At 68.8% G+C, this 23440-nt stretch carries 23 protein-coding genes; 16 read left to right on the forward strand and 7 right to left on the reverse strand.

Annotated features, from left to right (window positions below):
* Positions 1–90 precede the first annotated feature (90 nt).
* From E5671_RS35530 to E5671_RS35545, 4 genes are read left to right on the forward strand one after another with little or no spacing between them, the layout of a single operon-like run.
* Positions 91–1446 (forward strand): sensor histidine kinase, encoded by a 1356-nt coding sequence (locus E5671_RS35530; RefSeq protein ID WP_160507944.1) that lies wholly within the window; start codon positions 91–93, stop codon positions 1444–1446.
* Positions 1437–2081 (forward strand): response regulator transcription factor, encoded by a 645-nt coding sequence (locus E5671_RS35535; RefSeq protein WP_160507945.1) that lies wholly within the window; start codon positions 1437–1439, stop codon positions 2079–2081. Before E5671_RS35530 ends, E5671_RS35535 begins: the two co-directional genes overlap by 10 nt.
* A gap of 5 nt (positions 2082–2086) precedes the next feature.
* A complete protein-coding gene (locus tag E5671_RS35540; RefSeq protein ID WP_160507946.1) occupies positions 2087–2836 on the forward strand; it encodes a DUF4097 family beta strand repeat-containing protein in 750 nt (249 codons plus the stop codon).
* 55 nt (positions 2837–2891) lie between these two features.
* Positions 2892–4538, forward strand: a complete 1647-nt coding sequence (locus E5671_RS35545; RefSeq protein WP_272902843.1) for an AMP-binding protein — start codon at positions 2892–2894, stop codon at positions 4536–4538.
* Between the two features lie 15 nt (positions 4539–4553).
* On the opposite strand, the gene E5671_RS47490 is transcribed toward E5671_RS35545, so the two are convergent.
* Entirely contained in the window at positions 4554–4913 is a 360-nt protein-coding gene (locus E5671_RS47490; protein WP_336605936.1) for a hypothetical protein, read from the reverse strand.
* Positions 4914–5022: 109 nt separating this feature from the next.
* On the opposite strand from E5671_RS47490, the gene E5671_RS47495 reads away from it, so the two are divergent.
* Positions 5023–5202 carry a hypothetical protein gene (locus tag E5671_RS47495; protein ID WP_336605937.1) on the forward strand — a complete coding sequence of 60 codons (180 nt, stop codon included), beginning with the start codon at positions 5023–5025 and terminating at the stop codon, positions 5200–5202.
* 106 nt (positions 5203–5308) lie between these two features.
* Here the strand turns inward: E5671_RS47495 and E5671_RS35555 are convergent, their stop codons facing one another.
* Complete coding sequence (locus tag E5671_RS35555) at positions 5309–6181, reverse strand: protein kinase domain-containing protein (protein ID WP_160507948.1); 873 nt, start codon at positions 6179–6181, stop codon at positions 5309–5311.
* Positions 6182–6443: 262 nt separating this feature from the next.
* On the opposite strand from E5671_RS35555, the gene gcl reads away from it, so the two are divergent.
* Positions 6444–8231, forward strand: coding sequence for a glyoxylate carboligase (gene gcl / locus E5671_RS35560; protein ID WP_202121388.1), 1788 nt, complete (start codon positions 6444–6446; stop codon positions 8229–8231).
* 70 nt (positions 8232–8301) lie between these two features.
* Positions 8302–8880: a YdeI/OmpD-associated family protein gene (locus E5671_RS35565; protein ID WP_160507949.1), complete on the forward strand. Its 579-nt coding sequence runs from the start codon at positions 8302–8304 to the stop codon at positions 8878–8880.
* A gap of 443 nt (positions 8881–9323) precedes the next feature.
* Here E5671_RS35565 and E5671_RS35570 read toward each other — a convergent pair whose 3' ends face one another.
* The 3 genes from E5671_RS35570 to E5671_RS35580 form a co-directional block, all read right to left on the reverse strand.
* A complete protein-coding gene (locus tag E5671_RS35570; protein ID WP_160507950.1) occupies positions 9324–10790 on the reverse strand; it encodes a catalase in 1467 nt (488 codons plus the stop codon).
* A 230-nt stretch (positions 10791–11020) separates the two neighbouring features.
* Positions 11021–11911, reverse strand: a complete 891-nt coding sequence (locus E5671_RS35575; RefSeq protein WP_160507951.1) for a 2-hydroxy-3-oxopropionate reductase — start codon at positions 11909–11911, stop codon at positions 11021–11023.
* Positions 11912–11982: 71 nt separating this feature from the next.
* The gene (locus E5671_RS35580) at positions 11983–12810 is read right to left on the reverse strand and encodes a TIM barrel protein (RefSeq protein WP_160507952.1); all 828 of its coding nucleotides are present in this window, start codon (positions 12808–12810) and stop codon (positions 11983–11985) included.
* A gap of 125 nt (positions 12811–12935) precedes the next feature.
* On the opposite strand from E5671_RS35580, the gene E5671_RS35585 reads away from it, so the two are divergent.
* From E5671_RS35585 to E5671_RS35625, 9 genes are all read left to right on the forward strand, one after another.
* Positions 12936–13196 (forward strand): thiamine-binding protein, encoded by a 261-nt coding sequence (locus tag E5671_RS35585; protein ID WP_160507953.1) that lies wholly within the window; start codon positions 12936–12938, stop codon positions 13194–13196.
* Positions 13193–13561 carry a helix-turn-helix domain-containing protein gene (locus tag E5671_RS35590; RefSeq protein ID WP_160507954.1) on the forward strand — a complete coding sequence of 123 codons (369 nt, stop codon included), beginning with the start codon at positions 13193–13195 and terminating at the stop codon, positions 13559–13561. Before E5671_RS35585 ends, E5671_RS35590 begins: the two co-directional genes overlap by 4 nt.
* Positions 13562–13717: 156 nt before the next feature.
* Entirely contained in the window at positions 13718–14230 is a 513-nt protein-coding gene (gene uraD / locus E5671_RS35595) for a 2-oxo-4-hydroxy-4-carboxy-5-ureidoimidazoline decarboxylase (protein WP_160507955.1), read from the forward strand.
* Complete coding sequence (gene uraH / locus E5671_RS35600; protein ID WP_160507956.1) at positions 14230–14619, forward strand: hydroxyisourate hydrolase; 390 nt, start codon at positions 14230–14232, stop codon at positions 14617–14619. The genes uraD and uraH overlap by 1 nt, the downstream gene beginning before the upstream one ends.
* A 5-nt stretch (positions 14620–14624) precedes the next feature.
* Positions 14625–15548, forward strand: a complete 924-nt coding sequence (gene pucL, locus E5671_RS35605; RefSeq protein ID WP_160507957.1) for a factor-independent urate hydroxylase — start codon at positions 14625–14627, stop codon at positions 15546–15548.
* A gap of 67 nt (positions 15549–15615) precedes the next feature.
* Positions 15616–17037, forward strand: a complete 1422-nt coding sequence (locus tag E5671_RS35610; RefSeq protein WP_160507958.1) for a nucleobase:cation symporter-2 family protein — start codon at positions 15616–15618, stop codon at positions 17035–17037.
* Between the two features lie 48 nt (positions 17038–17085).
* Positions 17086–18474 (forward strand): 8-oxoguanine deaminase, encoded by a 1389-nt coding sequence (locus E5671_RS35615; protein WP_160507959.1) that lies wholly within the window; start codon positions 17086–17088, stop codon positions 18472–18474.
* Between the two features lie 237 nt (positions 18475–18711).
* Positions 18712–20196: a nucleobase:cation symporter-2 family protein gene (locus E5671_RS35620; protein WP_443032741.1), complete on the forward strand. Its 1485-nt coding sequence runs from the start codon at positions 18712–18714 to the stop codon at positions 20194–20196.
* Positions 20197–20492: 296 nt separating this feature from the next.
* Positions 20493–21689 (forward strand): MFS transporter, encoded by a 1197-nt coding sequence (locus tag E5671_RS35625; RefSeq protein ID WP_160507960.1) that lies wholly within the window; start codon positions 20493–20495, stop codon positions 21687–21689.
* Positions 21690–21710: 21 nt separating this feature from the next.
* Here E5671_RS35625 and E5671_RS35630 read toward each other — a convergent pair whose 3' ends face one another.
* Positions 21711–22355, reverse strand: coding sequence for a LysE family translocator (locus E5671_RS35630; RefSeq protein ID WP_160507961.1), 645 nt, complete (start codon positions 22353–22355; stop codon positions 21711–21713).
* Between the two features lie 132 nt (positions 22356–22487).
* Entirely contained in the window at positions 22488–23339 is an 852-nt protein-coding gene (locus tag E5671_RS35635; protein WP_160507962.1) for a chitosanase, read from the reverse strand.
* Positions 23340–23440 lie beyond the last annotated feature (101 nt).

A 23440-nucleotide genomic window follows, 5' to 3' on the forward strand; every position in this document is an offset into this window, starting at 1 on the left:
CCCGGTTCGTCGGTTGTCCTCGTATCGGCCCAGGTCACAGCCTCGCTACCGTCCCGGTGTAATCAGGAATCGTCAGTCGAGGAGGGCCGCATGGTTCTGGCCGACACCCACGAAGCCGGCCACCGGTCGGAATCGGGTGACCCCGTGATCGCCGGTGAACAACCGATGGCACAACCGCAGGGCCCGGCCCTGCCACCGAATCCCTACCGGGCGCTGGCGTCCCCGTACCTGTGGCGTGCGAGCATCCAGCTGGCCACCGACGCGGTGATGGGGGCGGCCGGCCTGGCCGTGCTGATCGCGCTCGGCGTCGCGGTCTGCCTGGTGCCGGCCGGTCTCGTCGGCCTACCGCTGGTGATACTCGCGGGCCGGGCGCTGCATCTGCTCGGCGCCGCCGAGCGCCAACGCTGGGCCGCCGTATGTGAGTTGGACATGCCGCCGCAGCCGCGTCCCGCGCTGTCCGGACCGCTGCTCGGGTCGGCGGCGGCCCTGGCCAGGAGCCGGTCGAGTTGGCATCTGGTGGCCTACTTCGGCGTGCTTGCCCCCTGGTCGCTTGTGACCCTGCTCGGCAGCCTGCTGGTGTGGGGCGTCCCACTCGCCCTGGTCCTTCTGCCCGCCTACTACGCCCAACTGCCCTCTGGAGCCGCCTCGTTGGGCCTTATCACGGTCGGCGACCCCGGCACCGCGCTCCTGGTCTCCGCGGCCACGCTGTTGCTGTGGGCCACCCTCGCACCGCTGCTGGTGCGCGGTCTGCTCGCCGCCGACGTGCTGCTCGCCCGCACCCTCCTTGCGCTGCCCCGCGATGTCACACTGGCCCAACGGGTCGAGTACCTGACGGAGAGCCGGGCCCGCGTGGTGGACGCCGCCGAGGCCGAACGCCGGCGCATCGAACGCGACCTGCACGACGGCGCCCAACAGCGCCTGGTCGCCATGGCGATGACGCTCGGCCGGGCCCGCTCCCGGCTGAAGGGCTCAGGCCAGGACGCGGCGCTCGAGCTGGTGGACGAGGCCAGGGCCAGCGCCCAGGAGGCCATCAACGAACTGCGCGACCTCACCCGCGGACTGCACCCGCCCGTCCTCACGGACCGGGGTCTTGACGCCGCCCTGTCCGCCGTGGCCGCCCGTCTTCCGATCCCGGTCGACGTCGACGTGGATGTGGCACACCGGCCGTCGACGACCGTGGAAGGCATCGCCTACTTCGTCGTCACCGAGGCCCTCACCAACGTCGCCAAGCACGCGCAGTCCGGGAAGGCCTGGGTGCGGATCCGGCGCACCGCGGACCGTCTTGCCGTGACGATCGGCGACGACGGCGTCGGCGGGGCGAAGGTCTCGCCGGGTGGCGGGCTCGCGGGCCTGGCCGACCGGGTCTCCGGCGTCGACGGCCGACTGCGCGTCACGAGCCCGCCCGGCGGACCGACCCTGATCGAAGTGGAAATGCAATGCGTGTAGTGATCGCCGAGGACTCCGCCCTGCTGCGGCAAGGCATCGTCCTGCTCCTGCGGGACGCCGGCATCGACGTCGTCGACGCCGTCGGGGACGGGGAGGCCCTGCTGCGTTCCGTCGCCGAGCACCGGCCCGACGTCTGCGTCGTCGACGTACGGATGCCGCCGACCTTCGTCGACGAGGGCCTGCGCGCCGCCCTCGTCATCCGCAACCGCTGGCCGGAGACCGGGGTGCTCGTGCTGTCCCAGTACGTCGAACAGAGCTACGCGGTCGATCTCATCGAGAGCGCCACCAGCGGCGTCGGCTACCTGCTGAAGGACCGGGTCTCGGACGCGGACGAGTTCGTCGACGGCCTGCAGCGAGTCCGGGCCGGCGACACCGTCCTCGACCCGGAGGTGGTCAAGCAGATGCTCGCCCGCAGCCGCAGACAGGACCCCATGGCCACGCTCTCGCCCCGGGAGCGCGACGTGCTGGCCGCGATGGCGGAGGGCCGGTCCAACACGGGCATCGCCAACGAGCTGTGCATCGGCGCCGCCGCCGTCGAGAAACACATCCGCAGCATCTTCGTGAAGTTCGGGCTGCACCCGGAAGACGGCGAACACCGCCGTGTACTCGCCGTTCTACGTTACTTGGGAGCTTGAAAGACATGGCAACGCGCAAGAACCGCTGGATCCTGGCCGTCGGCCTGATCATCCTCGTCGTGGTCGCCGGCACCGGCGCTTGGCTGGTCACCAGCGCCCTCCCCGCCCACAAGAAGTACTCCTCCGACCACACCGCGAACGCCGCGTCCAGCACCCTGCTGCGCGTCGGCACCCACGGCGGCGTCACCCTGCACGCCGGCGATGACTCCAAGGTCCACGTCACGGCCACCGGCGACTACGCGGACACCCCGCCGAAGGTGACGGTGAAGTCCTCGGGGAAGACGACCACGGTCACCGGCTCCTGCGGCGACGACTGCTCCCTGAACCTGGACATCACCCTGCCCGCGGCCCTCGCGGCCGAGGTCAGTTCCGGCCAGGGTCAGATCACCGGAAGCGGTCTCACCGGACACCTCGCCCTGACCACCGATGCCGGTGCCATCGACCTCACCGACCCGCGGGGCCCGCTCGTGCTGCACACCGCCAGCGGCCAGATCGACGTGAAGGACGCCAAGCCCGCCTCCTTCGAGGCCAGGACCCGGCAGGGCGAGGTCCGCGCCACCTTCGCGACCGCCCCCACCACCACCGCCGTCACCACCGACCAGGGCAGTGTCGACCTGACCATGCCGCCCCACGCCGGCTACTACATCCAGGCGCAGAGCAAGACCGGAACCCCGCACATCACCCTGCCTTGGAACCGCGACGGCAAGCACACGGTCACCGTGCGCACGAACGAAGGCGGCGTGGAGATCCACTGACAAGACCGTCTCCGGTAGGATCCGCCGGATCGAGCTGCGCGAGGAGGACTTTCCGATGAGCGAGTCGATGAGCGGGCCTACGGGTGAACTGTCGTACGCGCACGGTGTCAGTACGACGCCGCTGCTCGGTGACACCATCGGGCGCAATCTCGACCGGGCGATCGAGGCCTGGCCGGAGCGGGACGCGCTGGTGGACGTGGCGGCGGGGACGCGCTGGACGTACGCCGAATTCGGCTTTGCCGTCGAGCAGTTGGCGCGGGGCTTCATGGGGGCCGGGGTCGCCAAGGGTGATCGCGTCGGCATCTGGGCGGTGAACTGTGCCGAGTGGGTGCTCGTGCAGTACGCCACCGCGCGGATCGGCGCGATCATGGTGAACATCAACCCGGCTTATCGCGCACATGAGTTGGAGTACGTGCTGAAGCAGGCCGGGGTGACGGTCCTGGTCGCCTCGCAGTCGCACAAGTCGAGCGACTACCGGGCCCTCGTGGACCAGGTGCGGCCCGACTGCCCCGAGCTGAGGTCCGTGCACTACATCGAGGACAGCTCCTGGGATGTGCTGCTGGACGCTGCGAGGGGGGTGCCGGACGCCGAACTGGCGGCTCGGGAGGGGGAGTTGAGCTGCGACGACCCCGTCAACATCCAGTACACCTCGGGCACGACCGGCTTCCCCAAAGGGGCGACGCTCTCCCACCACAACATCCTCAACAACGGTTACTGGGTGGGCCGGACGGTCGGCTACACGGAACAGGACCGGGTGTGCCTGCCCGTGCCGTTCTACCACTGCTTCGGCATGGTGATGGGGAACCTGGGGGCCACTTCCCACGGCGCCTGCATCGTCATCCCGGCACCGTCCTTCGACCCGGCCGCCACGCTGCGCGCGGTGGAGCGCGAGCGCTGTACGTCGCTGTACGGCGTGCCGACGATGTTCATCGCGGAGCTGAACCTCCCCGACTTCGCCGCGTACGACCTGAGTTCGCTGCGCACCGGCATCATGGCGGGCTCGCCCTGTCCGGTCGAGGTGATGAAGCGGGTGGTCGCCGAGATGCACATGGAGGAGGTCTCCATCTGTTACGGCATGACGGAGACGTCCCCGGTCTCGACGCAGACGCGGCGCACGGACGACCTGGAGCGGCGGACCGGCACGGTGGGCCGCGTGCTGCCGCACGTCGAGGTGAAGGTGATCGATCCGGTCAGCGGCGTGACCCTGCCGCGGGGCGCCTCGGGCGAGCTGTGCACACGGGGCTACAGCGTGATGCTCGGCTACTGGAACGAGCCGTCGCGGACGGCGGAGGTGATAGACGCCGGGCGCTGGATGCACACCGGCGACCTGGCGGTGATGCGGGAGGACGGCTACGTCCAGATAGTCGGCCGCATCAAGGACATGATCATCCGGGGTGGCGAGAACATCTATCCGCGTGAGATCGAGGAGTTCCTGTACGGCCATCCGAAGATCGCGGACGTCCAGGTGGTGGGGGTCCCCGATGAGCGCTACGGGGAGGTGCCGCTGGCCTGCGTGATCCTGCGGGACGCGGAGGATCCGTTGACCCTGGAGGAGCTACGGACCTTCTGCGACGGGCAGTTGGCGCACTACAAGATCCCGGCGGGGCTGCGGATCCTGGAGGACTTCCCCATGACGGTGTCCGGCAAGGTGCGAAAGATCGAACTCAGGGAGCGGTACGGGGCGGGGTCCCCGCGAGGGTGAGGCCCGCCGAGCCGCTTATCCCGCCGCCACCAGTTTCTCCGCCGCGTCGTTCACCGGCTGGGGTGTTCCCGTCAGGTCGATGATGAACAAGGGGATCGAGAGTGTGTCCGCTCGGGTGCGGGCCTTTTCCTCGTAGCCCGCGAGGGAGAAGCAGACGCAGCTGACGGAGTCGGACATCGCGCTGAGCCATACGCACTCCACGTCACGCAGCGACGTCGGCTGCACGGACGGCTCGACCAGGGCGAGCACGCCCCGCGCCGACACCCGCACCCCGGAAGGCGCCCGCTTGACCGCTCCCCGGACGTCCCCGTACCCGAGCCACCGCAGATACAGCCCCGCCACCGTCACCGCGTCCCGCGCCGTGCGCACCGGCACCGGCCGGAAGGCCGGCCGAGGCGTCGGCGACGGACCGGACGCGGGCGGACGAGCGGGAGCCGGCGGAGGTGGCGGCGCACCCGACGGTGCTTGTACCGCCCGCACCGGAATGCGCAGCACCGCCCCGCACCCGCACCCCAGCTCCGGCTGCGGCCACTGGTCCCTGCGCCCGCACATCCGGCAGCGCACGGTCACCCACTCGTCCGCCCACGTCCGGTCCGTCACCGGCGTCACCGTCGCGCCGCGCGCCACCGGCGGCACCACGGGGGCGCCGCACGCGCAGGGGTAGGACGGCGGGGCGTACACATGATCGCGCCGGCAGACCGGGCACCGTACCGGGACGCCGCTCTCCGTCATCACCCTCACCCGCCACCGTGACCGTCACCCGCTCGCCGTCACCGCTCGACGGTTCGTGGCGTCCATCGTCCCCCAAGTGGGCTGGCTGCGGGGGCCAGTTGAGCCAAGAGCAGCGTGCCCGCCAGGGTCAGGGCGCGGCGGCGGCTGCCCGGCAGGGGAAGGCCCGCCATCCGGGCGACGGTGCGTGGGGCGGGCCTGGCCGTGGGGTGGGTGGCGAGGCAGGCGGTGATGAGGGGCAGTAGCTCCCCGGGTACACCCGCCAGGTCCGGGTCCTCGCCTCCGGCTTCGAAGGGGCCGCGCCCCGCCGCCGCGTAGGCGAGTACCGCGCCGAGCGAGAAGACGTCCGACGGCGGCCTGGCCTCGGCGCGCGCCGGAGTCAGGAGCTCGGGTGCCGTGTACCCATGTCTTCCCGCGCACCCGCCCATGCCGAAGTCCACCACACAAGCCCCATCCGCGCCCAGAAGCACCTTCGACGGCCGGAGACCACCGTGCACGAGGCCCGCCCGGTGGATGTCGTTCAGCGCCCCGGCGAGCGCGTTCGCCAGGGCCCGCAGTTCCGGCGTACCGAGTGGCCCGCCGAGATCCCGTACGCGCGTGGCGAGGGTCGGGCCGTGGATGTACTCCGTGGCGAGCCAGGGCACCGCGCCGTGCGGGTCGGCGTCGACGAGCGCGGCGATGCGGCGCCCCCGCACGGCGCCGATCGCGTGGACCTCGCGGGCGAAGCGCGTACGGAACGCCTGATCACGGGCGAGGGAGGCGTGCACCACCCGCAGGGCGGCGGCGCGCCCCGCCCCGTCGTGCGCGAGGAAGACGCGCCCGAGGCCCCCCTGCCCGAGCAGGGGCCCGGCCGTCCAGCGGCCGTAGCTCCGCGGGCCGCCCCGGGCAGGTGACGCCTCCGGTGAACCGGCCACGCTCGACCCCCCGATGGTGCGGCCCGAATTCAATGCGAATTCAACGACTGGGACGCGCCCCTCGGGCGGCCCGGTTCCCGGACATCTCTTGACGGTCTCCACCGCGCCCCCCTACATTGCTTCCATATAGCAGAACTAAATTTCCACAATGCGGAAACAGAAGCTCACCGCGGGGCGCGACGGGAGCCGGATCCGCCAGCCGTATCCGTCAGCCGAATAGCTGATGAAGCTGTCGAAGCTGTTGTCGAAGCAGGAGAACCCCATGGCCCGTATGACCGCTGTCCGCGCGGCAGTTGAGATCCTCAAGCGCGAGGGCGTCACCAACGCGTTCGGTGTGCCCGGCGCGGCGATCAACCCGTTCTACAAGGCGCTACAGGAGGGCGGTGGCATCGACCACACGCTTGCCCGGCACGTCGAGGGCGCCTCGCACATGGCCGAGGGCTACACCCGCGCCAACCCCGGCAACATCGGCGTCTGCATCGGCACATCGGGCCCGGCGGGCACCGACATGATCACCGGTCTGTACTCCGCGACCGGCGACTCGATCCCGATCCTCTGCATCACGGGCCAGGCGCCGACGCACCTGCTCCACAAGGAGGACTTCCAGGCCGTCGACATCGCGTCGATCGCCAAGCCGGTCACCAAGATGGCCGTCACGGTCCTGGAGGCCGCGCAGGTTCCCGGCATCTTCCAGCAGGCGTTCCACCTGATGCGCTCGGGCCGCCCGGGTCCGGTCCTCATCGACCTGCCGATCGACGTCCAGCAGACCGAGATCGAGTTCGACGTGGACACGTACGAGCCGCTGCCGGTCTACAAGCCGACCGCGACCCGCGCGCAGATCGAGAAGGCCATCACCTTCCTGGTCGAGTCGGAGCGTCCGCTGATCGTCGCCGGCGGCGGCATCATCAACGCCGACGCCTCCGACCTCCTGGTCGAGTTCGCCGAGATCACCAACACCCCGGTCGTCCCGACCCTGATGGGCTGGGGCACCATCCCCGACGACCACGACCTGAACGCCGGCATGGTCGGCCAGCAGACCGGCCACCGCTACGGCAACGCCACGTTCCTGGAGTCGGACTTCGTCCTCGGCATCGGCAACCGCTGGGCCAACCGTCACACCGGCTACAAGCTGGACGTCTACACCCAGGGCCGCAAGTTCGTGCACGTCGACATCGAGCCGACCCAGATCGGCAAGATCTTCGCGCCGGACTACGGAATCGCATCCGACGCCAAGGTCGCCCTCGAACTCTTCGTCGAGGTCGCCAAGGAGCTCAAGGCCGCGGGCAAGCTCCCCGACCGCTCCGAGTGGGTCGCATCGCACCTGGAGCGCAAGGAAACCCTCCAGCGCCGCACGCACTTCGACAACATCCCCATGAAGCCGCAGCGCGTCTACGAGGAGATGAACAAGGCCTTCGGCCCGGACACGCGCTACGTCACCACCATCGGCCTCTCGCAGATCGCGGGCGCCCAGATGCTGCACGTCTACAAGCCGCGCCACTGGATCAACTGCGGCCAGGCGGGCCCCCTCGGCTGGACGATCCCGGCCGCGCTGGGCGTCGCCACCGCGGACCGCGACACCCCGGTCGTCGCCCTGTCCGGCGACTACGACTTCCAGTTCATGATCGAGGAGCTGGCGGTCGGCGCGCAGCACCGCATCCCCTACGTCCACGTCCTGGTCAACAACGCCTACCTGGGCCTGATCCGCCAGGCCCAGATCGGCCTGGAGATCAACTTCCAGGTCAACCTGGAATTCGAAAACCAGAACAGCCCGGAGCTGGGCGTCTACGGCGTCGACCACGTCAAGGTCGCCGAGGGCCTGGGCTGCAAGGCCATCCGCGTCACCGACCCGAACGAACTGGGCGCCGCCTTCGAGCAGGCAAAGAAGCTCGCCCAGGAGCACCAGGTCCCGGTCGTCGTCGAGGCCATCCTGGAGCGCATCACGAACATCTCCATGAGCCCCACGGCCGACATCAGCGCGGTCAAGGAGTTCGAGGAGATCGCCACGGAGCCGGGCCACGCGCCCACGGCCATCCGGCCGCTGAAGGTCTGAGTCGCCTGACGCAACTCTCTTGAGGGGCGGTCCACCCGTGGGGGGTGGGCCGCCCCTTTATCTTGGGCGGATGGAATCGCTCGCTGATCTGAAGGTCATGACCTGCGCGGACCGGGCCGAGTTGGAGGCCTGGCTGGACGAGCACCACGACAGCTCGCCGGGAGTCTGGGTGAAGCTCGCCAAGAAGGGTTCGGGAGTGGCTTCAGTGACGTCCGCGGAGGTCAATGACGTGGCCCTCTGCTACGGCTGGATCACCGGCCACCGGAAGGCGTACGACGACGTCCACTACCTGCAGAAGATCACCCGCCGCCGCCCGCGCAGCCTGTGGTCGGAGGTGAACGTCGACCGGGTCGAGGAGCTGACCGCCGAGGGCCGCATGCGCGAGCCGGGCCTCGCGGAGGTGGCCGCGGCGCGGGCGGACGGGCGCTGGGAGGCGGCGTACGCGTCACAACGGACCGCGACGGTCCCGGACGACCTGACGGCGGCGCTCGCGGCGAACCCGGCGGCACGGGAGGCCTTCGAGGCCCTCGGCAGGTCGGACCGTTACGTGGTCCTGCACCGCCTCATGACCGCCAAGAAGCCGGCGACTCGGGCGTCCCGCCTCGAACGCATAGTGGCGACGCTGGCGACGGGCGAGAAGGTTCGCTAGGGAGCGCCCCGAAGGGGCGCGGGGAACTGCGCGCTCAGCCACGACGGACCCGCAGACGTACCGCTCAAGCCAAGCGCACGCGAAAGAGCGGCGAGTACGGGACCGTCCGTACTCGCCGCTCTGGCAGAGGAGTTGTAGCCGTCCGACCGCGCGCGACTGGCGGAACATGCATACGCGCCGCCGGACGGAGTCATATGGGTCCAAGGCCCAGGGGCCCGAGAACGGCTGGGACCGCGGCGGCTGCGAATGGACCGGCGGATTTCCCCTCCCTCAGGTCGAGAAGGGAGCCGCCTGACCTTAACCACCGCACTGGCTCGCAGAGCCGCCGCGGTCCTCGTCCGGCCCGTACACCACGGGACCACCCCTCATCCGGGTCCGTGATGGTGCGGGCGCAGCACCGGAGAACTGACCTCCCGTCAATCCTCCGGCGCAGTCAGGGAGTTCTAGTCCTCGCGCAGGGCGCGGACCGCCTCCTCCACGCGCTTGCCGTACTCGGCGTCGGCGGCGTGGAAGTGGGCCAGGTTCTTCTCGATGACGTCGTCGCGGGTGACCTGCGAGAGGCCGCCCGCGATGTTCGCCACCAGGCGTGCCTGCTCCTCGGCCGACATCAGGCGGTACAACTCGCCCGCCTGGAAGAAGTGGTCGTCCTTGGTGTGCAGCGGGGCCTCGTGCGTGCCCGTGTGGCCATTGATCGCCAGCGGGGCGGAGAGCGGCTGACCGGTCTCGGCCGGGCCGTCGTACGAGTTGGGCTCGTAGTTCTTGCGGTCACGGCCGTAGGCGTTGGACGCCATCAGGCCGTCACGGCCGTAGTTGTCGGCCTTGCCCCCGTTGACGGCCTTGGGCGCGTTCACCGCGAGCAGCGTGTGGTTGACGCCAAGGCGGTAGCGGTGCGCGTCCGCGTAGGCGAACAGGCGGCCCTGGAGCATCTTGTCGGGGGAAGGACCGATGCCCGGAACGAAGTTGTTCGGGGAGAACGCGGCCTGCTCGACCTCGGCGAAGACGTTGTCGGGGTTGCGGTCCAGGACCAGGCGCCCCACGCGCTGCAGCGGGTAGTCGCTGTGCGGCCACACCTTCGTCAGGTCGAAGGGGTTGAAGCGGTAGTCGGCCGCGTCCGCCGCCGGCATGATCTGCACGTGCAGCGTCCAGGACGGGTTCACGCCGCGCTCGATGGCCTGGAGGAGGTCCGTCTGGTGCGAGTTGGCGTCCTTGCCCGCGAGTTCGGCCGCCTGCTCCGACGAGAGGCTGCGTACGCCCTGGTTCGTCTTGAAGTGGTACTTCACGAAGAAGGCCTCGCCCGCCGCGTTCGTCCACTGGTAGGTGTGCGAGCCGTAGCCGTTCATGTGGCGGTACGACGCGGGGATGCCGCGGTCGCCCATCAGCCACGTCACCTGGTGCGTCGCCTCGGGGGCGTGCGCCCAGAAGTCCCAGACGTTGTCCGGCTCCTGCTTGCCCGTGAAGGGGTCGCGCTTCTGCGAGTGGATGAAGTCGGGGAACTTGATCGGGTCCTTGATGAAGAACACCGGGGTGTTGTTGCCGACGAGGTCGTAGTTCCCCTCCTCGGTGTAGAACTTCAGCGCGAAGCCGCGCGGGTCACGGACCGCGTCCGCGCCGCCGAGGCTGTCCGCCACCGTGGAGAAGCGCAGGAACGTCTCGGTGCGCTTGCCGACGGTGTTCAGGAAGTCGGCCGAGGTGTACGCGGTGACGTCGTCGGTCACCTCGAAGTAGCCGTAGGCACCGGAACCACGCGCGTGCACCACACGCTCCGGGATGCGCTCACGGTTGAAGCGGGCGAGCTTCTCGAGGAGGTGCTGGTCCTGGAGGAGAAGCGGGCCACCGACGCCGGCGGTGGCTGAGTTCTGATTGTCGGCGACGGGGGCGCCGGACTCGGTCGTGAGCACACGCTTCGACATGGTGGCGAGGTTGACCTTCCGTACGGACTACTGAAACTGCTGAAGTGACGTGAGCGTAAGTACGCCTGAACAGCTACGTCAACAGTTTGTTGAAGTTTTTGGTGGGGCTTGTTCGCTTGCTCGTGCTGAGGCTTGAGTTCCGGACCGCGGCGACGCCTGGGCGCGACAGGACAGGTGTCAGCGCCGCCGCGGCCCGGAAGTTGAGGGAGCTCTTGAAGCCTTCCGGCTGCTTAGAGCTCGGCGCCCGAGAGGCGCTCCACGCCGCGCAGCAGCGCGGAGTGGTCGAGGCCGCCGTCACCCTGCGTGCGCAGCGAGGCGACGAGCTGGGCGACCACGGCGCCGACCGGGAGCGAGGCACCGACATTGCGGGCGGCGTCGGTGACGATGCCCATGTCCTTGTGGTGCAGGTCGATCCGGAAGCCGGGCTTGAAGTCGCGCTTGAGGAAGTTGTCCTTCTTGCGGGTCAGGACGGTCGAGCCCGCAAGCCCCCCGTTCAGGACGTCGAGGGCGGCGGTCAGGTCCACCCCGGACTTCTCCAGGAAGACAACGGCCTCGGCGCACGCCTGGATGTTCACGGCGACGATGAGCTGGTTGGCGGCCTTCACGGTCTGACCCGAGCCGTGCGGACCGCACAGCACGATGGTCTTGCCGAGGGCGTCCAGGATCGGCTTGGCCTCGTCGAAGTCGGCCTGCTCGCCGCCGACCATGATGGAGAGCACGGCCTCGATGGCACCGGCCTCGCCACCGGAGACGGGGGCGTCCAGGACGCGGATGCCCTTGTCCTTGGCGGCCTTGGCCAGGTCCACGGAGGTCTGCGGGGTGATCGACGACATGTCCACGATCAGCGCGCCCGGCTTCGCGTTCTCCAGGATGCCGTTCTCGCCGTACGCGATGGCCTCGACCTGCGGAGAGGCGGGCACCATCGTGATCACGACATCGGCGTCCTTGACGGCCTCGGCGATCGACTTGGCGACGGTGCCGCCGGCGGCCGCGAGGCGGTCCAGCTTGTCCTGCTCAAGGGTGAAGCCGGTGACGGAGTAACCAGCCTTGATCAGGTTCTCGGACATGGGGGACCCCATGATGCCGAGTCCGATCCACGCGATCTTGGGAAGGTTGCTCATGGTGGAGCCTTTCTGCTTACTGCGGGGCAATCGGGTGGGTGGGCGGGAAAGATCCGCCGCGAAGCGGCGGCCTAGTTCCCAGTCGGCAGCCAGCCGAAGGATTCAGAGCTAGGACGGTCGCCAGCCTTGTACTCCAGCCCGACGTATCCCTCGTATCCCGCCTTCCGGAGCTGATCCAGCAGCTCCTCCAGCGGAAGCGACCCCGTGCCCGGGGCCCCCCGGCCAGGATTGTCGGCGATCTGCACGTGCGCGGTCTGAGCGACGTACTGATCGATGACGGCAGGCAGGTCCTCACCGTTCATGGACAGGTGGTACAGGTCCATGAGGAACTTCGCGTTGCCGAGCCCGGTGGCGGCGTTCACCTTGTCCACCACGGCGATCGCCGCGTCCGCGCTGACGATCGGGCAGCGCGGCGACTCGGGCTTGTTCAGGGCCTCGATCAGCAGCACCGCACCCACGCGGTCGGCCTCACGGGCCGCCAACGCCAGGTTCTCCAGGGCGAGTTCGTCCTGGACGGCCGGGTCCACGCCCTCCACCCGGTTGCCGTAGAGCGCGTTGAGCGCCTTGCAGCCGAGGGACTGGGCGAAGTCCGCCGCCACCGAGAGGTTCGCGCGGAACTTCTCGCTCTCCTCGCCCGGAATCGACAGGGCGCCGCGGTCCGGACCCGGCAGCTGCCCGGCGTAGAAGTTCAGGCCCACCAGCTGTACGCCGGCGTCCGTGATCGCGGCCCGAAGGGCGTCGAGCTCGGACTGCTCGGGGGTGGGGGCGTCGACCCAGGGCCACCACAGCTCGACCGCCGTGAAGCCCGCCGCGGCGGCGGCCGCGGGGCGCTCCAGGAGCGGGAGTTCCGTGAAGAGGATCGACAGGTTCACATTGAAGCGCTGGTCGGAGTATCCCATGGGGCTTCCGCGCTCCTTCCGTATTGCGGAAGTTAATTTCTGTCTGATGGAAGATTGCCGTCGAGGATCCGCCCTTGTCAAGAGGGGGCTCCCGGAAATTCGTCACCCGGCAGTAGGTTGTGCGCGTGCGATTGAGAGTGGAGTTCACGACCGAACCCTTCGACCTGGACGAGGCCCCCGCCCATGCGGTGGTGGCCCGTGACGTCATCCAGGGGGCCGAGCTCGACGCCGTGGACGTCGGCCCCTTCGGCAACACCGCGGAAGGCGGCGCCGACGAGGTCCTGACCGCCGTCGACGCGCTGCTGCGCAAGGCCCTGGAGGCGGGCGCCACGCGCGTCTCGCTCCAGGTGAACGTGCTCGGAGAGCCGGGGGAGGCCATCGAATGACCGGTGCCAGAGACGACCACGGTCCCTTCGTGGCGGCCGTCAAGCCGCTCGTGGACGCCATGGGCGGCGAATTCGTGCCCCCCGACGAGGCGGGCACGGACGACGTCGTTCTCTCCTGGCAGGGCGAGGACGTGGTCGCCGTACGCCTTCCGCAGCTCGCGGACTCCCTGGACCACATCCTGCTGGCCCTGGAGCGCAAGCGCGGGGTGCCCCTGTCGGAGCTCGACCGCAAGGCCAAGCAGGAGGTCGTACGGATACTCGAGGCGCGAGGCGCCTTCGCCGTGCGGCACGGGGTGGAGACGGTCGCCGGCGCGCTCGGCGTATCGCGCTTCACCGTCTACAACTACCTCAACCGCTCCACCTGAGCCCCAGGTCGGAGGGGACCAGAAGGTCGCCGTCCGTTAACCGGACGGCGGCCTTTGTTACTCGAAGTTTTCAACAAAGTGTTGACGTGGTGTTTCGGCTGGCGTTAGCTATCCGCAGCCCGTCCAGCACAAGGCCGTATGGCCACGGAGGCACCCGTGACTTCGAGCTCGACGCCGGGCCTTGCCCGGTTCAACGCCTTGCAGGAGAGTGCGGCCACCGCCGCCCTCCACGAGGCCTGCGCCTCATCGGCCTGGGGAAGCAAACTGCTCTCCCAGCGCCCTTTCCCCACCGTCGAAGCCCTCTTCGCCGCCAGTGACGCCGCCATGGCCGAGCTGACCGCCGAGGATCTGGCAGAGGCGATGGCCGGGCACCCGCCGATCGGCCGCCCGAAGCCCGGGGACCCCACGTCGTCGCGTGAACAGCGCGGCATGGCGGGGGCCTCCGAGGAGCTCAAGGCCGAGATGCTCGAACTGAACCTGGCCTACCAGGACCGGTTCGGACATGTCTTTCTGATCTGCGCCACCGGGGCCACCGGTGAGCAGATGCGCGACGCGATGAAGGCACGGATCGGCAACACGGCCGAGGCGGAGCGCGAGATCGTGCGCACCGAACTCGGGAAGATCAACCGAATCCGTCTCACCCGTCTCGTAGAAGAGGACAAGGACTGATGAGCACTGACACCACCGCCTCGGTGTCCACGCACATCCTGGACACCAGCGTCGGACGCCCCGCCGAGGGCGTCGCCATCTCGCTTACCGCCCGCAGCGGCCGTGACGCCGAGTGGGTGGCGCTCGGTGGCTCCGCGACCGACGCGGACGGGCGCTGCAAGGACCTGCCGGCCCTGCCGGAAGGCACGACCCACGTACGTCTCGACTTCGAGGTCGAGACCTACTTCTCAAAGAAGCAAGCCGAGGCGCAGCAGGACGCCCCCCGCGTAAGGGACAGCGGTGCGTTCTTCCCGGAGGTGGCGATCACGTTCGCCGTCACGCCGGGCGAGCACTATCACGTACCGCTGCTGCTCAACCCGTTCGGCTACTCCGTTTACCGAGGGAGCTAGCAGACATGCCCACGATTCTCGGCCAGAACCAGTACGGCAAAGCAGAGAACCGCGTCGTCAAGATCACGCGGGACGGCGACACCCACCACATCAAGGACCTGAACGTCTCGGTCGCCCTCTCCGGCGACATGGACGACGTCCACTACTCCGGCTCGAACGCCAACGTCCTGCCGACCGACACCACCAAGAACACGGTGTTCGCGTTCGCCAAGGAGCACGGCATCGAGTCCGCCGAGCAGTTCGGCATCCACCTCGCCCGTCACTTCGTGACGTCGCAGGAGCCGATTCACCGTGCTCGGATCCGCATCGAGGAGTACTCCTGGGAGCGCATCGCGACCTCGGACAACAACTCCAAGTTCATCGGCTCGGACGAGGTCAACCACTCCTTCGCCCGCAAGGGCCAGGAGCTGCGCACCACGCAGATCACCTTCGACGGTGAGAACTGGGAGATCATCTCCGGGCTCAAGGACCTCACGGTCATGAACTCCACCAACTCGGAGTTCTGGGGTTACGTCAAGGACAAGTACACGACGCTGAAGGAGGCGTACGACCGCATCCTGTGCACGGACGTGTCGGCCGCCTGGCGTTACAACTGGACCAGCGACGCGGACCGGATGCCCAACTGGGAGAAGTCGTACGAGCAGGCCAAGAAGCACATCCTTCAGGCCTTCGCCGAGACGTACTCCCTCTCGCTGCAGCAGACCCTCTACCAAATGGGTTCGCGCGTCATCAACAGCCGGAGCGAGATCGACGAGATCCGCTTCTCGCTGCCGAACAACCACCACTTCCTGGTGGACCTCGAGCCCTTCGGGCTGAAGAACGACAACGAGGTCTACTTCGCGGCGGACCGCCCCTACGGCCTCATCGAGGCCACGGTTCTCAGGGACGGGGTCCAGCCGAAGATCCCGGTCGACATGACCAACCTCTGACGCGGGACGCGCGCCCCCGCCCGTCCGCAGCGGACGGGGGCGCGCCACACCGGAGGGAACAGCAGCAATGGCACAGCCTGCAAAGGGGCCGGCGAAAGGCCCGTGTTCCACCCCATCGGCGAAGACAGACATAGCTGACGGTGAGTCAATTCCCGACTGTCACCCGGTGGATGAGAAGCTTCACCCCTCGCGGCTCGTCCCCGCCGCGCTCCAGCACATCGCCGCCATGTACGCGGGCGTCGTCACTCCGCCGCTGATCATCGGCCAGGCCGTCGGCCTGGACACGGTCGCGCAGACGCGCCTCATCGCCGCGAGCCTGCTGATCGCCGGACTCGCCACGATCCTGCAGACGCTCGGCGTCAAGGGCTTCGTCGGCAACCGGCTCCCCTTCGTGAACGCCGCGTCCTCCGCGGGTATCGCACCCATCCTCGCCATCGCCGAGAACAGCGCCACAGGGCACCAACTCCCGGCCATCTACGGCGCGGTGATGGTCGCGGGCGTCTTCTGCCTCGCGGTCGGCCCCTTCTTCGGGCGCCTCCTGCGCTTCTTCCCGCCGCTCGTCACCGGCGTCGTCATCACTCTCATCGGTGTGACGCTGATGCCCGTGCCCGTCACCTGGGCGCAGGGCGGCGACAAGACCGCCGCCGACTTCGGCGCCATGAAGTACCTCGCGCTCGCCGCCTTCACGCTCGTCGTGATCCTGCTCTTCCAGCGGTTCGGACGCGGCTTCATCAAGCAAGTCGCCCTGCTCCTGGGCATGTTCATCGGCACGCTCGCCGCGATCCCGTTCGGGATGGCCGACTTCAGCGCCCTCAAGTCCGCGCCGGTGGCCGCGCTCCCGACGCCCTTCGCCTTCGGCGCCCCGGAGTTCCAGCCCGCCGCGATCCTCTCGCTCTGCATCGTGATGCTCGTCCTGATGACCGAGTCGTCGGCCGGCATGCTCGCCCTCGGCGAGATCTGCGAGCGCAAGAGCGACGGCAGGACCATCACCCGCGGCCTGCGCACCGACGGCATCGCGACCCTGGTCGGCCCCGTCTTCGGCGGCTTTCCCACCTCGGCCTTCGCACAGAACGTCGGCGTCGTCTCCCTGACACGTGTCCGCAGCCGCTACGTCGTGGCCGTCGCGGGCGGCGCCCTCATCGTGCTCGGCGCCTTCCCGATGCTCGGCGCGGTCGTCAGCCTCGTACCGATGCCGGTCCTCGGCGGCGCGGGCATCGTCCTCTTCGGCTCCATCGCCGTGAGCGGCATCCGTACGCTCTCCGAGGCGGGCCTCGACGACAGCTCCAACATCATCCTGGTGGCCGTCGCGCTCGGAGCGGGCATCATCCCGCTCGCCGCGCCCACCTTCTACGCCGAATTCCCGGCCTGGGCGCAGACCGTCCTCGGCTCCGGAATCAGTGCGGGAGCGCTGACCGCGGTCCTGCTCAACCTGTTCTTCAACCATCTCGGCACCCGCAGCCCCGCGGCCGCGGCACTCAAATCTTCCTAGGGTCATGCCGTGCCCACATCGCCACAATCAAGAGAAGGAAGAAGCACCATGGCAGCACCGGCAGACCTTCAGCGCATCGTCATCGAGAACTGTGCGATCGCGACCGTCGACGCCGACGACACCGAGTACGCATCGGGATACGTCGTCGTCGCGGGCAACAAGATCGAGTCCATCGGCGCAGGAAAGGCCCCCGAGGGCCTTCAGAACGTCGTACGCCGCGTGGACGGGACCGGTCACCTCGTGACCCCCGGCCTGGTCAACACCCACCACCACTTCTACCAGTGGATCACCCGCGGCCTCGCCACCGACCACAACCTCTTCAACTGGCTCGTCGCGCTCTACCCGACGTGGGCGCGCATCGACGAGCAGATGGTGAAGGCGGCGGCCCAGGGCTCGCTCGGCATGATGGCCCGCGGCGGTGTCACCACCGCGATGGACCACCACTACGTCTTCCCGAAGAACTCGGGCGACCTCTCCGGCGCCATCATCGGCGCCGCGAGCGACATGGGCGTCCGCTTCACCCTCGCCCGCGGCTCCATGGACCGCAGCGAGAAGGACGGCGGTCTGCCGCCGGACTTCGCCGTCGAGACCCTCGAAGGCGCGCTCGCCGCGACCGCCGAGACCGTCGACAAGCACCACGACGCCTCCTTCGACGCGATGACCCAGGTCGCCGTCGCCCCCTGCTCCCCGTTCTCGGTCTCGACCGAACTCATGAAGCAGGGCGCCGAGTTGGCACGTGCCAAGGGTGTACGTCTGCACACCCACGGCAGCGAGACGGTCGAGGAGGAGAAGTTCTGCCACGAGCTCTTCGGCATGGGCCCCACCGACTACTTCGAGTCGACGGGCTGGCTCGGTGACGACGTGTGGATGGCGCACTGCGTCCACATGAACGACTCCGACATCGCCGCGTTCGCCCGTACCGGCACGGGCGTCGCGCACTGCCCGTCCTCCAACGCACGTCTGGCGGCAGGCATCGCCCGCGTACCGGACATGCTCAAGGCGGGCGTCCCGGTCGGCCTCGGCGTCGACGGCACCGCGTCCAACGAGTCCGGCGAACTCCACACCGAGCTGCGCAACGCGCTGCTCATCAACCGCCTCGGCGCGCACCGCGAAGCCGCCCTGAACGCACGTCAGGCACTGCGCCTGGGCACCTTCGGTGGCGCCCAGGTCCTTGGCCGCTCCACACAGATCGGGTCGCTCGAGCCGGGCAAGCTCGCCGACCTGGTCCTCTGGAAGATCGACGGCATCGGGCACTCCTCGATCGCCGACCCGGTGACCGCCATCGTCTTCGGCGCGGCGGCCCCGGTCACGCTCTCCCTCGTCAACGGCAGGCCGGTCGTCGAGAACGGCCGCCTCCTGCACGTCGACGAGGACGCCATCGCCCGCTCAGCGCGGGAGGAGGCGCAGCGCCTCGCGCGGATCTCCGCCGAGGCCTGATCCCAAGAACTCCGGTCAGGGGGGACGGCCCCTGACCGGACTTGAGCAGCCGAGCGGGTTGCTCAAGTGCCGCCCCGGAACGTGGCCCAAAGCTTCACGTTCCCGGGGCGGTCAGTACTACCTGGGCGCACCACCCACAACTTCATACCGAGCAAGTCCTTGCACCACGCACCACCTCCCAGAAGCGAAAAGTGCCGGCACAGCCCGCCGTACTGGAAAACAACCGGAGGAGCCACAGTGGCCACTCAGCCCAGGTTCACCAAGCAAGGCACCACCCCAGACCCATCCGAAGTCGACGGCGAAAGCGCCATACAAGGGACGCAGGAGATACACCCCGTCGACCAGAAGCTCCCCCCGCTCAAGATGGCGACGACCGGCCTCCAGCACGTGGCGGCCATGTACGCGGGCGTCGTCGCCCCTCCGCTCATCGTGGGCGCGGCGATCGGGCTCTCGGCGAAGGAACTCACCTTCCTGACCGGAGCCTGTCTGTTCACCGCGGGTCTCGCCACCTTCCTCCAGACGCTCGGCATCTGGAAGATCGGCGCCCGCCTGCCCTTCGTCAACGGCGTCACCTTCGCCGGTGTCGCCCCCATGCTCGCGGTCGTCGACTCGACCAAGGACAAGGACGACGCGCTCCCCATCATCTTCGGGGCGGTGATCGTCGCCGGTGTCCTCGGCTTCATCGCGGCACCGTTCTTCTCGAAGCTGGTCCGGTTCTTCCCGCCTGTGGTGACCGGCACGGTCATCACGCTCATCGGCATCTCGCTCATGCCCGTGGCCTTCGGCTGGGCGCAGGGACCCGTACCGGGCGCCGATGACTACGGCTCGATGAAGAACCTCGGCCTCGCGGGCATCACCCTCGTGATCGTCCTGCTGCTTCGCCGCTTCACCACCGGCTTCGTCAAGCAGATCGCCGTGCTGCTCGGCCTCATCGTCGGCACGCTCATCGCGATCCCGTTCGGTGTCACGGACTTCAGCCCGGTCGGCGACGCGGACATCGTGGGCTTCCCGACGCCGTTCCACTTCGGCGCACCGCAGTTCGCGGCGGCGGCGATCGTGTCCCTGTGCGTGGTGATGGTGGTCTCCATGACCGAGTCCACCGCCGACATGCTGGCGCTCGGCGAGATCGTGGACCGCCCCGCCGACGAGAAGACCATCGCCGCCGGTCTGCGCGCCGACTGTCTCGGCTCGGCGGTGAGCCCGCTCTTCAACGGCTTCATGTGCAGCGCGTTCGCGCAGAACATCGGCCTGGTCGCGATGACGAAGATCCGCAGCCGGTACGTCGTCGCCGTGGGCGGCGGCTTCCTGGTCCTGATGGGCCTGTGCCCGATGGCCGCCTCGCTCATCGCCGTCGTACCGCGTCCGGTGCTCGGCGGCGCGGGCGTCGTCCTCTTCGGTTCGGTCGCGGCGAGCGGCATCCAGACGCTGGTCAAGGCGAACCTGGAGCGCGACAACAACGTCCTGATCGTGGCCGTCTCGCTGGCCGTCGGCCTCATCCCGATCGCGGCGCCGGAGTTCTACCACGCGTTCCCGGAGACCGCGAACATCATCCTCGACTCGGGCATCTCCACGGGCTGTGTCGCGGCGGTGCTGCTGAACCTGGTCTTCAACCACATCGGTAAGCGGGGCGAGGACGACGACGTGACCAATCCGATGGAGCCCGGGGGAGAAATCGCTGAACAGAGGGTGCACGAAGGGTCTTCCCCGGCGGCGGCCCACTGACGTAACGTGCGTGACGCCGCCCGCATCGCGGAAGTTACTTTCCAGTCGGAATAGTGGTCGGCCCCGTCCCATGCCTCGTGAACTCCCATGGGACGGGACCGACTTCCGGCGCCACGCACACGGAAGAAGCGCCACTTCTACGACCCGTTCCCGGCGTGGGCACAGATTGTCCTGGGGTCGGGGATCTCTACGGCGGCGGGGGCGCCGCGCGGGAATCCGACGTCACTACCTCCGCGGCACATTGACGTCGCATACGTGCCAGACCTGGCCCGTACGGCACTGCTGAACTCGGCAGCATGCCAGCACCCGCCACGTCACCTCCGTTCACCGAGGCCTCCTCCGCCCGCCTTCGGCGGGGCGGCTGGCCGGCCGTCATCGCCGTGACGACGGGGATCTTCGCCATCGTCACCACCGAGATCCTGCCGATCGGCCTGCTCAACCCCATCGGCGACACCTTCGGCATCTCGGACGGCACGGCCGGCCTGATGATGACCCTGCCCGGCATCCTCGCCGCCGTCGCCGCACCGACCGTGACGGTTTCGACCGGACGCGTCGACCGGCGCCTCATGCTCTGCGCTCTGATCCTGGTGCTCGCCCTCGCGAACTTCCTCGCCGCGCTCGCCCCCGGCTACTGGCTGATGATGGTCTCCCGGGTCCTCGTCGGACTCGTCATCGGCGGCTTCTGGTCCATCGGCGCGAGCCTCGCCTCCCGCCTAGTCCCCGAGGCGCAGGCCGGGCGGGCGACCGCCGTGATCTTCTCCGCCGTCCCGCTCGGCTCCGTGCTCGGTGTGCCGGCGGGTACGTTGCTCGGCCAACTCATGGGCTGGCGCGTCGTGTTCGTGGCTATGGGCGGATTCACACTGGCGGTTCTCGCCGCGCTTCTGGTGTCCGTGCCGGCCCTGCCGCCGCAGAACGTCACCCGCCTCGCCGTGCTGCGCGAGCTGCTCGGCACGGACCGCGTCCGCGCCGCCCTTGCCGTCACCTTCCTCGTCGTGACGGCTCACTTCGGCACGTACACGTACGTCACTCCGTTCCTGGCGGAGGTGACCGGTGTGGGCGCCGGGTCGATCACCGGCTTCCTGCTGGCGTACGGCGCTGCCGGCATCCTCGGCAACTTCCTCGCGGGGCCGTGGGTGAGGCGTGCGCCGCGTGGCACCTTCGCCACGGCCGCCGGGCTGATCGGTGCGGTGACGCTGCTGCTGCCAGCCCTCGGCACCGGGAAGGCGGGTGCGCTTGTGCTGCTGGTGGTGTGGGGCGTCGCGTACGGGGCGGTGCCCGTCTGCTCGCAGACGTGGTTCGTGACCGCGGCGCCACATGCGCCGGAGGCGGCGTCCGTGCTGTTCACGTCGTCGTTCCAGGCGACGTTCTCGTTCGGCGCGCTGGCGGGCGGAGTGGTCGTGGACACGGCGTCCGCCACGACGGTCATGGCTGTCGGCGGGGGCGTCGCGATGCTGGCGGCCTTGATGGTTGCCGGGGCCGCCCGGTTGGTCTGAGGGTGGTGGTGGGGGGCGCCTTCATGTTGCCGTCGTTGGGGATCGGTCCGTTGCGAGTTTGATTGCTAGTGCGCCCAGCACCGTTCCCATCACGTATCGCTGGACTCGGAGCCACGTCGGGCGGTGGGCCAGGAATACCGCGATGGTGCCCGCCGCCACGATGATCGCCAGGTTCACGCCCAGACTGATGGAGATCTGGATGCCGCCGAGTACGAAGCCCTGGAGGAGGGTGTGGCCGGCCGTCGGGTCGATGAACTGGGGTATCAGCGAGACGTACATGATGGCGACCTTTGGGTTCAGGAGGTTCGTCAGCACTCCCATGGTGAACAGGCGTTGGGGCGAGTCGGGGGTCAGCTCCTGGTGGGCGAAGACCGATACCCCGCCCGGCTTGAGTGCCTTCCAGGCCAGCCATGCCAAGTAGGCCGCCCCCGCGAGCTTCACGGCCATGTACAGCTGGGGGACCGCGAGGAAGACCAGGGAGAGGCCGAGGTTGGCTGCCGTCAGGTAGATGATGAACCCGACGGCGACCCCGGCCAGGGAGATCGCTCCGGCCCGCCTGCCCTGGGTGATGCTCCGCGAGACCAGGTACATCATGTTGGGGCCCGGCGTGAGCACCATGCCCAGGGACACCACTGCGACGCCGAGTATCGCGTTCATTCCGATCATTCGACAAGGATCGGGCGGCCTTGCCGTTCAGCACCAGCGAAAGCTGCTTCACGCAACTCGTAAGCGCTCCTACATCGGCGCTGCTACATCGGCGCGGGGGTGGTGGCGGTGTCCCGCGCCGATGTGGGCGGTTCAGCCTATGCGGTACGAGTCCCCGTAGACCTTCCACTCCAGCGGCGGGTTCAGGTTCAGGTTGCGCTTGTTCAGGAACACTCGCTGGGCCGTGTCGACGCGGCTGGTGTCCTCGTGTGCCTCCTCCTGCTTCATCGCCCAGACGCGCGCGTCGAGGAAGGCGTGGAGGTATGTCACCTCGTCGCCGCCCTGGGCCGGCGGCTTCGCCGAACGCAGGGCGCGCTTACGGATGTTGCGGAAGCTGGTGTGGTCGCTGCCGTCGCCGTGCATGACGATCGCGTCGTAGTACGCGAACTGCCCGAGCACGCCGATGCCGTCCGCCTTGCCCTGCTTGACGGCCGGGTTGAAGTAGACGCGGTCACGCTCGTCGTTCTGAGCCTTCTGGAACTCGGGGTCCTCGGCGGCCCTCTCCCAGTCGCGCTTGTAGTGGGGGTCGAGGCCCTCGTGGGAGTCGGTGCCGTCCACCTCGCGCAGCGCGGGCAGATACTTGGCGAGGATGTTGTTCGGCTTGCGGCGCGTATAGAGCTCGACCAGGTCGAGCATGTCACCGGTGCCCGAGCAGAAGCCGATGATGCCCGCGGTGTAGCCGCGGCCGTCGCCGATGTCCTCGCAGTAGCGGTAGTACTCCTTCCAGTTGAGGTCGGAGTTCTCGGCGCTGCACACGATCTTCATGGCGATCTCCTTCTTCGCCGGATCGTCGAGTCCGCCCGCCATGGGGGTCGGGGTGGCGGCGGGGGCCGCGCCTGCCGATTGGGAAGCGATTACTGGGCCCGCGATGAGCGAGGCGCCGATGAAGGTGAGCACGGTGCGGCGTGAGGTGAGGGTGCGCGGGCGTATGTGGGGGGACTGCACGAGGGCCTCCAAGGGTGGGGAATCCAGGGGGAGTTCGTCGTACCGCGTACTGTTAGGAAGGTTTCCTACCAGAGATTGTGGGTGACGTATACCCGTCAAGA

The sequence above is a fragment of the Streptomyces sp. BA2 genome, from assembly GCF_009769735.1.
Taxonomy (GTDB): domain Bacteria; phylum Actinomycetota; class Actinomycetes; order Streptomycetales; family Streptomycetaceae; genus Streptomyces.

Coding starts and splice junctions, on each gene's coding strand:
- E5671_RS35530 (WP_160507944.1), top strand. CDS start 91: ATGGTTCTGGCCGACACCCACGAAGCCGGCCACCGGTCGGAATCGGGT.
- E5671_RS35535 (WP_160507945.1), top strand. CDS start 1,437: ATGCGTGTAGTGATCGCCGAGGACTCCGCCCTGCTGCGGCAAGGCATC.
- E5671_RS35540 (WP_160507946.1), top strand. CDS start 2,087: ATGGCAACGCGCAAGAACCGCTGGATCCTGGCCGTCGGCCTGATCATC.
- E5671_RS35545 (WP_272902843.1), top strand. CDS start 2,892: ATGAGCGAGTCGATGAGCGGGCCTACGGGTGAACTGTCGTACGCGCAC.
- E5671_RS47495 (WP_336605937.1), top strand. CDS start 5,023: ATGCGCAGCACCGCCCCGCACCCGCACCCCAGCTCCGGCTGCGGCCAC.
- gcl (WP_202121388.1), top strand. CDS start 6,444: ATGGCCCGTATGACCGCTGTCCGCGCGGCAGTTGAGATCCTCAAGCGC.
- E5671_RS35565 (WP_160507949.1), top strand. CDS start 8,302: ATGGAATCGCTCGCTGATCTGAAGGTCATGACCTGCGCGGACCGGGCC.
- E5671_RS35570 (WP_160507950.1), bottom strand. CDS start 10,790: ATGTCGAAGCGTGTGCTCACGACCGAGTCCGGCGCCCCCGTCGCCGAC.
- E5671_RS35575 (WP_160507951.1), bottom strand. CDS start 11,911: ATGAGCAACCTTCCCAAGATCGCGTGGATCGGACTCGGCATCATGGGG.
- E5671_RS35580 (WP_160507952.1), bottom strand. CDS start 12,810: ATGGGATACTCCGACCAGCGCTTCAATGTGAACCTGTCGATCCTCTTC.
- E5671_RS35590 (WP_160507954.1), top strand. CDS start 13,193: ATGACCGGTGCCAGAGACGACCACGGTCCCTTCGTGGCGGCCGTCAAG.
- uraH (WP_160507956.1), top strand. CDS start 14,230: ATGAGCACTGACACCACCGCCTCGGTGTCCACGCACATCCTGGACACC.
- pucL (WP_160507957.1), top strand. CDS start 14,625: ATGCCCACGATTCTCGGCCAGAACCAGTACGGCAAAGCAGAGAACCGC.
- E5671_RS35610 (WP_160507958.1), top strand. CDS start 15,616: ATGGCACAGCCTGCAAAGGGGCCGGCGAAAGGCCCGTGTTCCACCCCA.
- E5671_RS35615 (WP_160507959.1), top strand. CDS start 17,086: ATGGCAGCACCGGCAGACCTTCAGCGCATCGTCATCGAGAACTGTGCG.
- E5671_RS35625 (WP_160507960.1), top strand. CDS start 20,493: ATGCCAGCACCCGCCACGTCACCTCCGTTCACCGAGGCCTCCTCCGCC.
- E5671_RS35630 (WP_160507961.1), bottom strand. CDS start 22,355: ATGATCGGAATGAACGCGATACTCGGCGTCGCAGTGGTGTCCCTGGGC.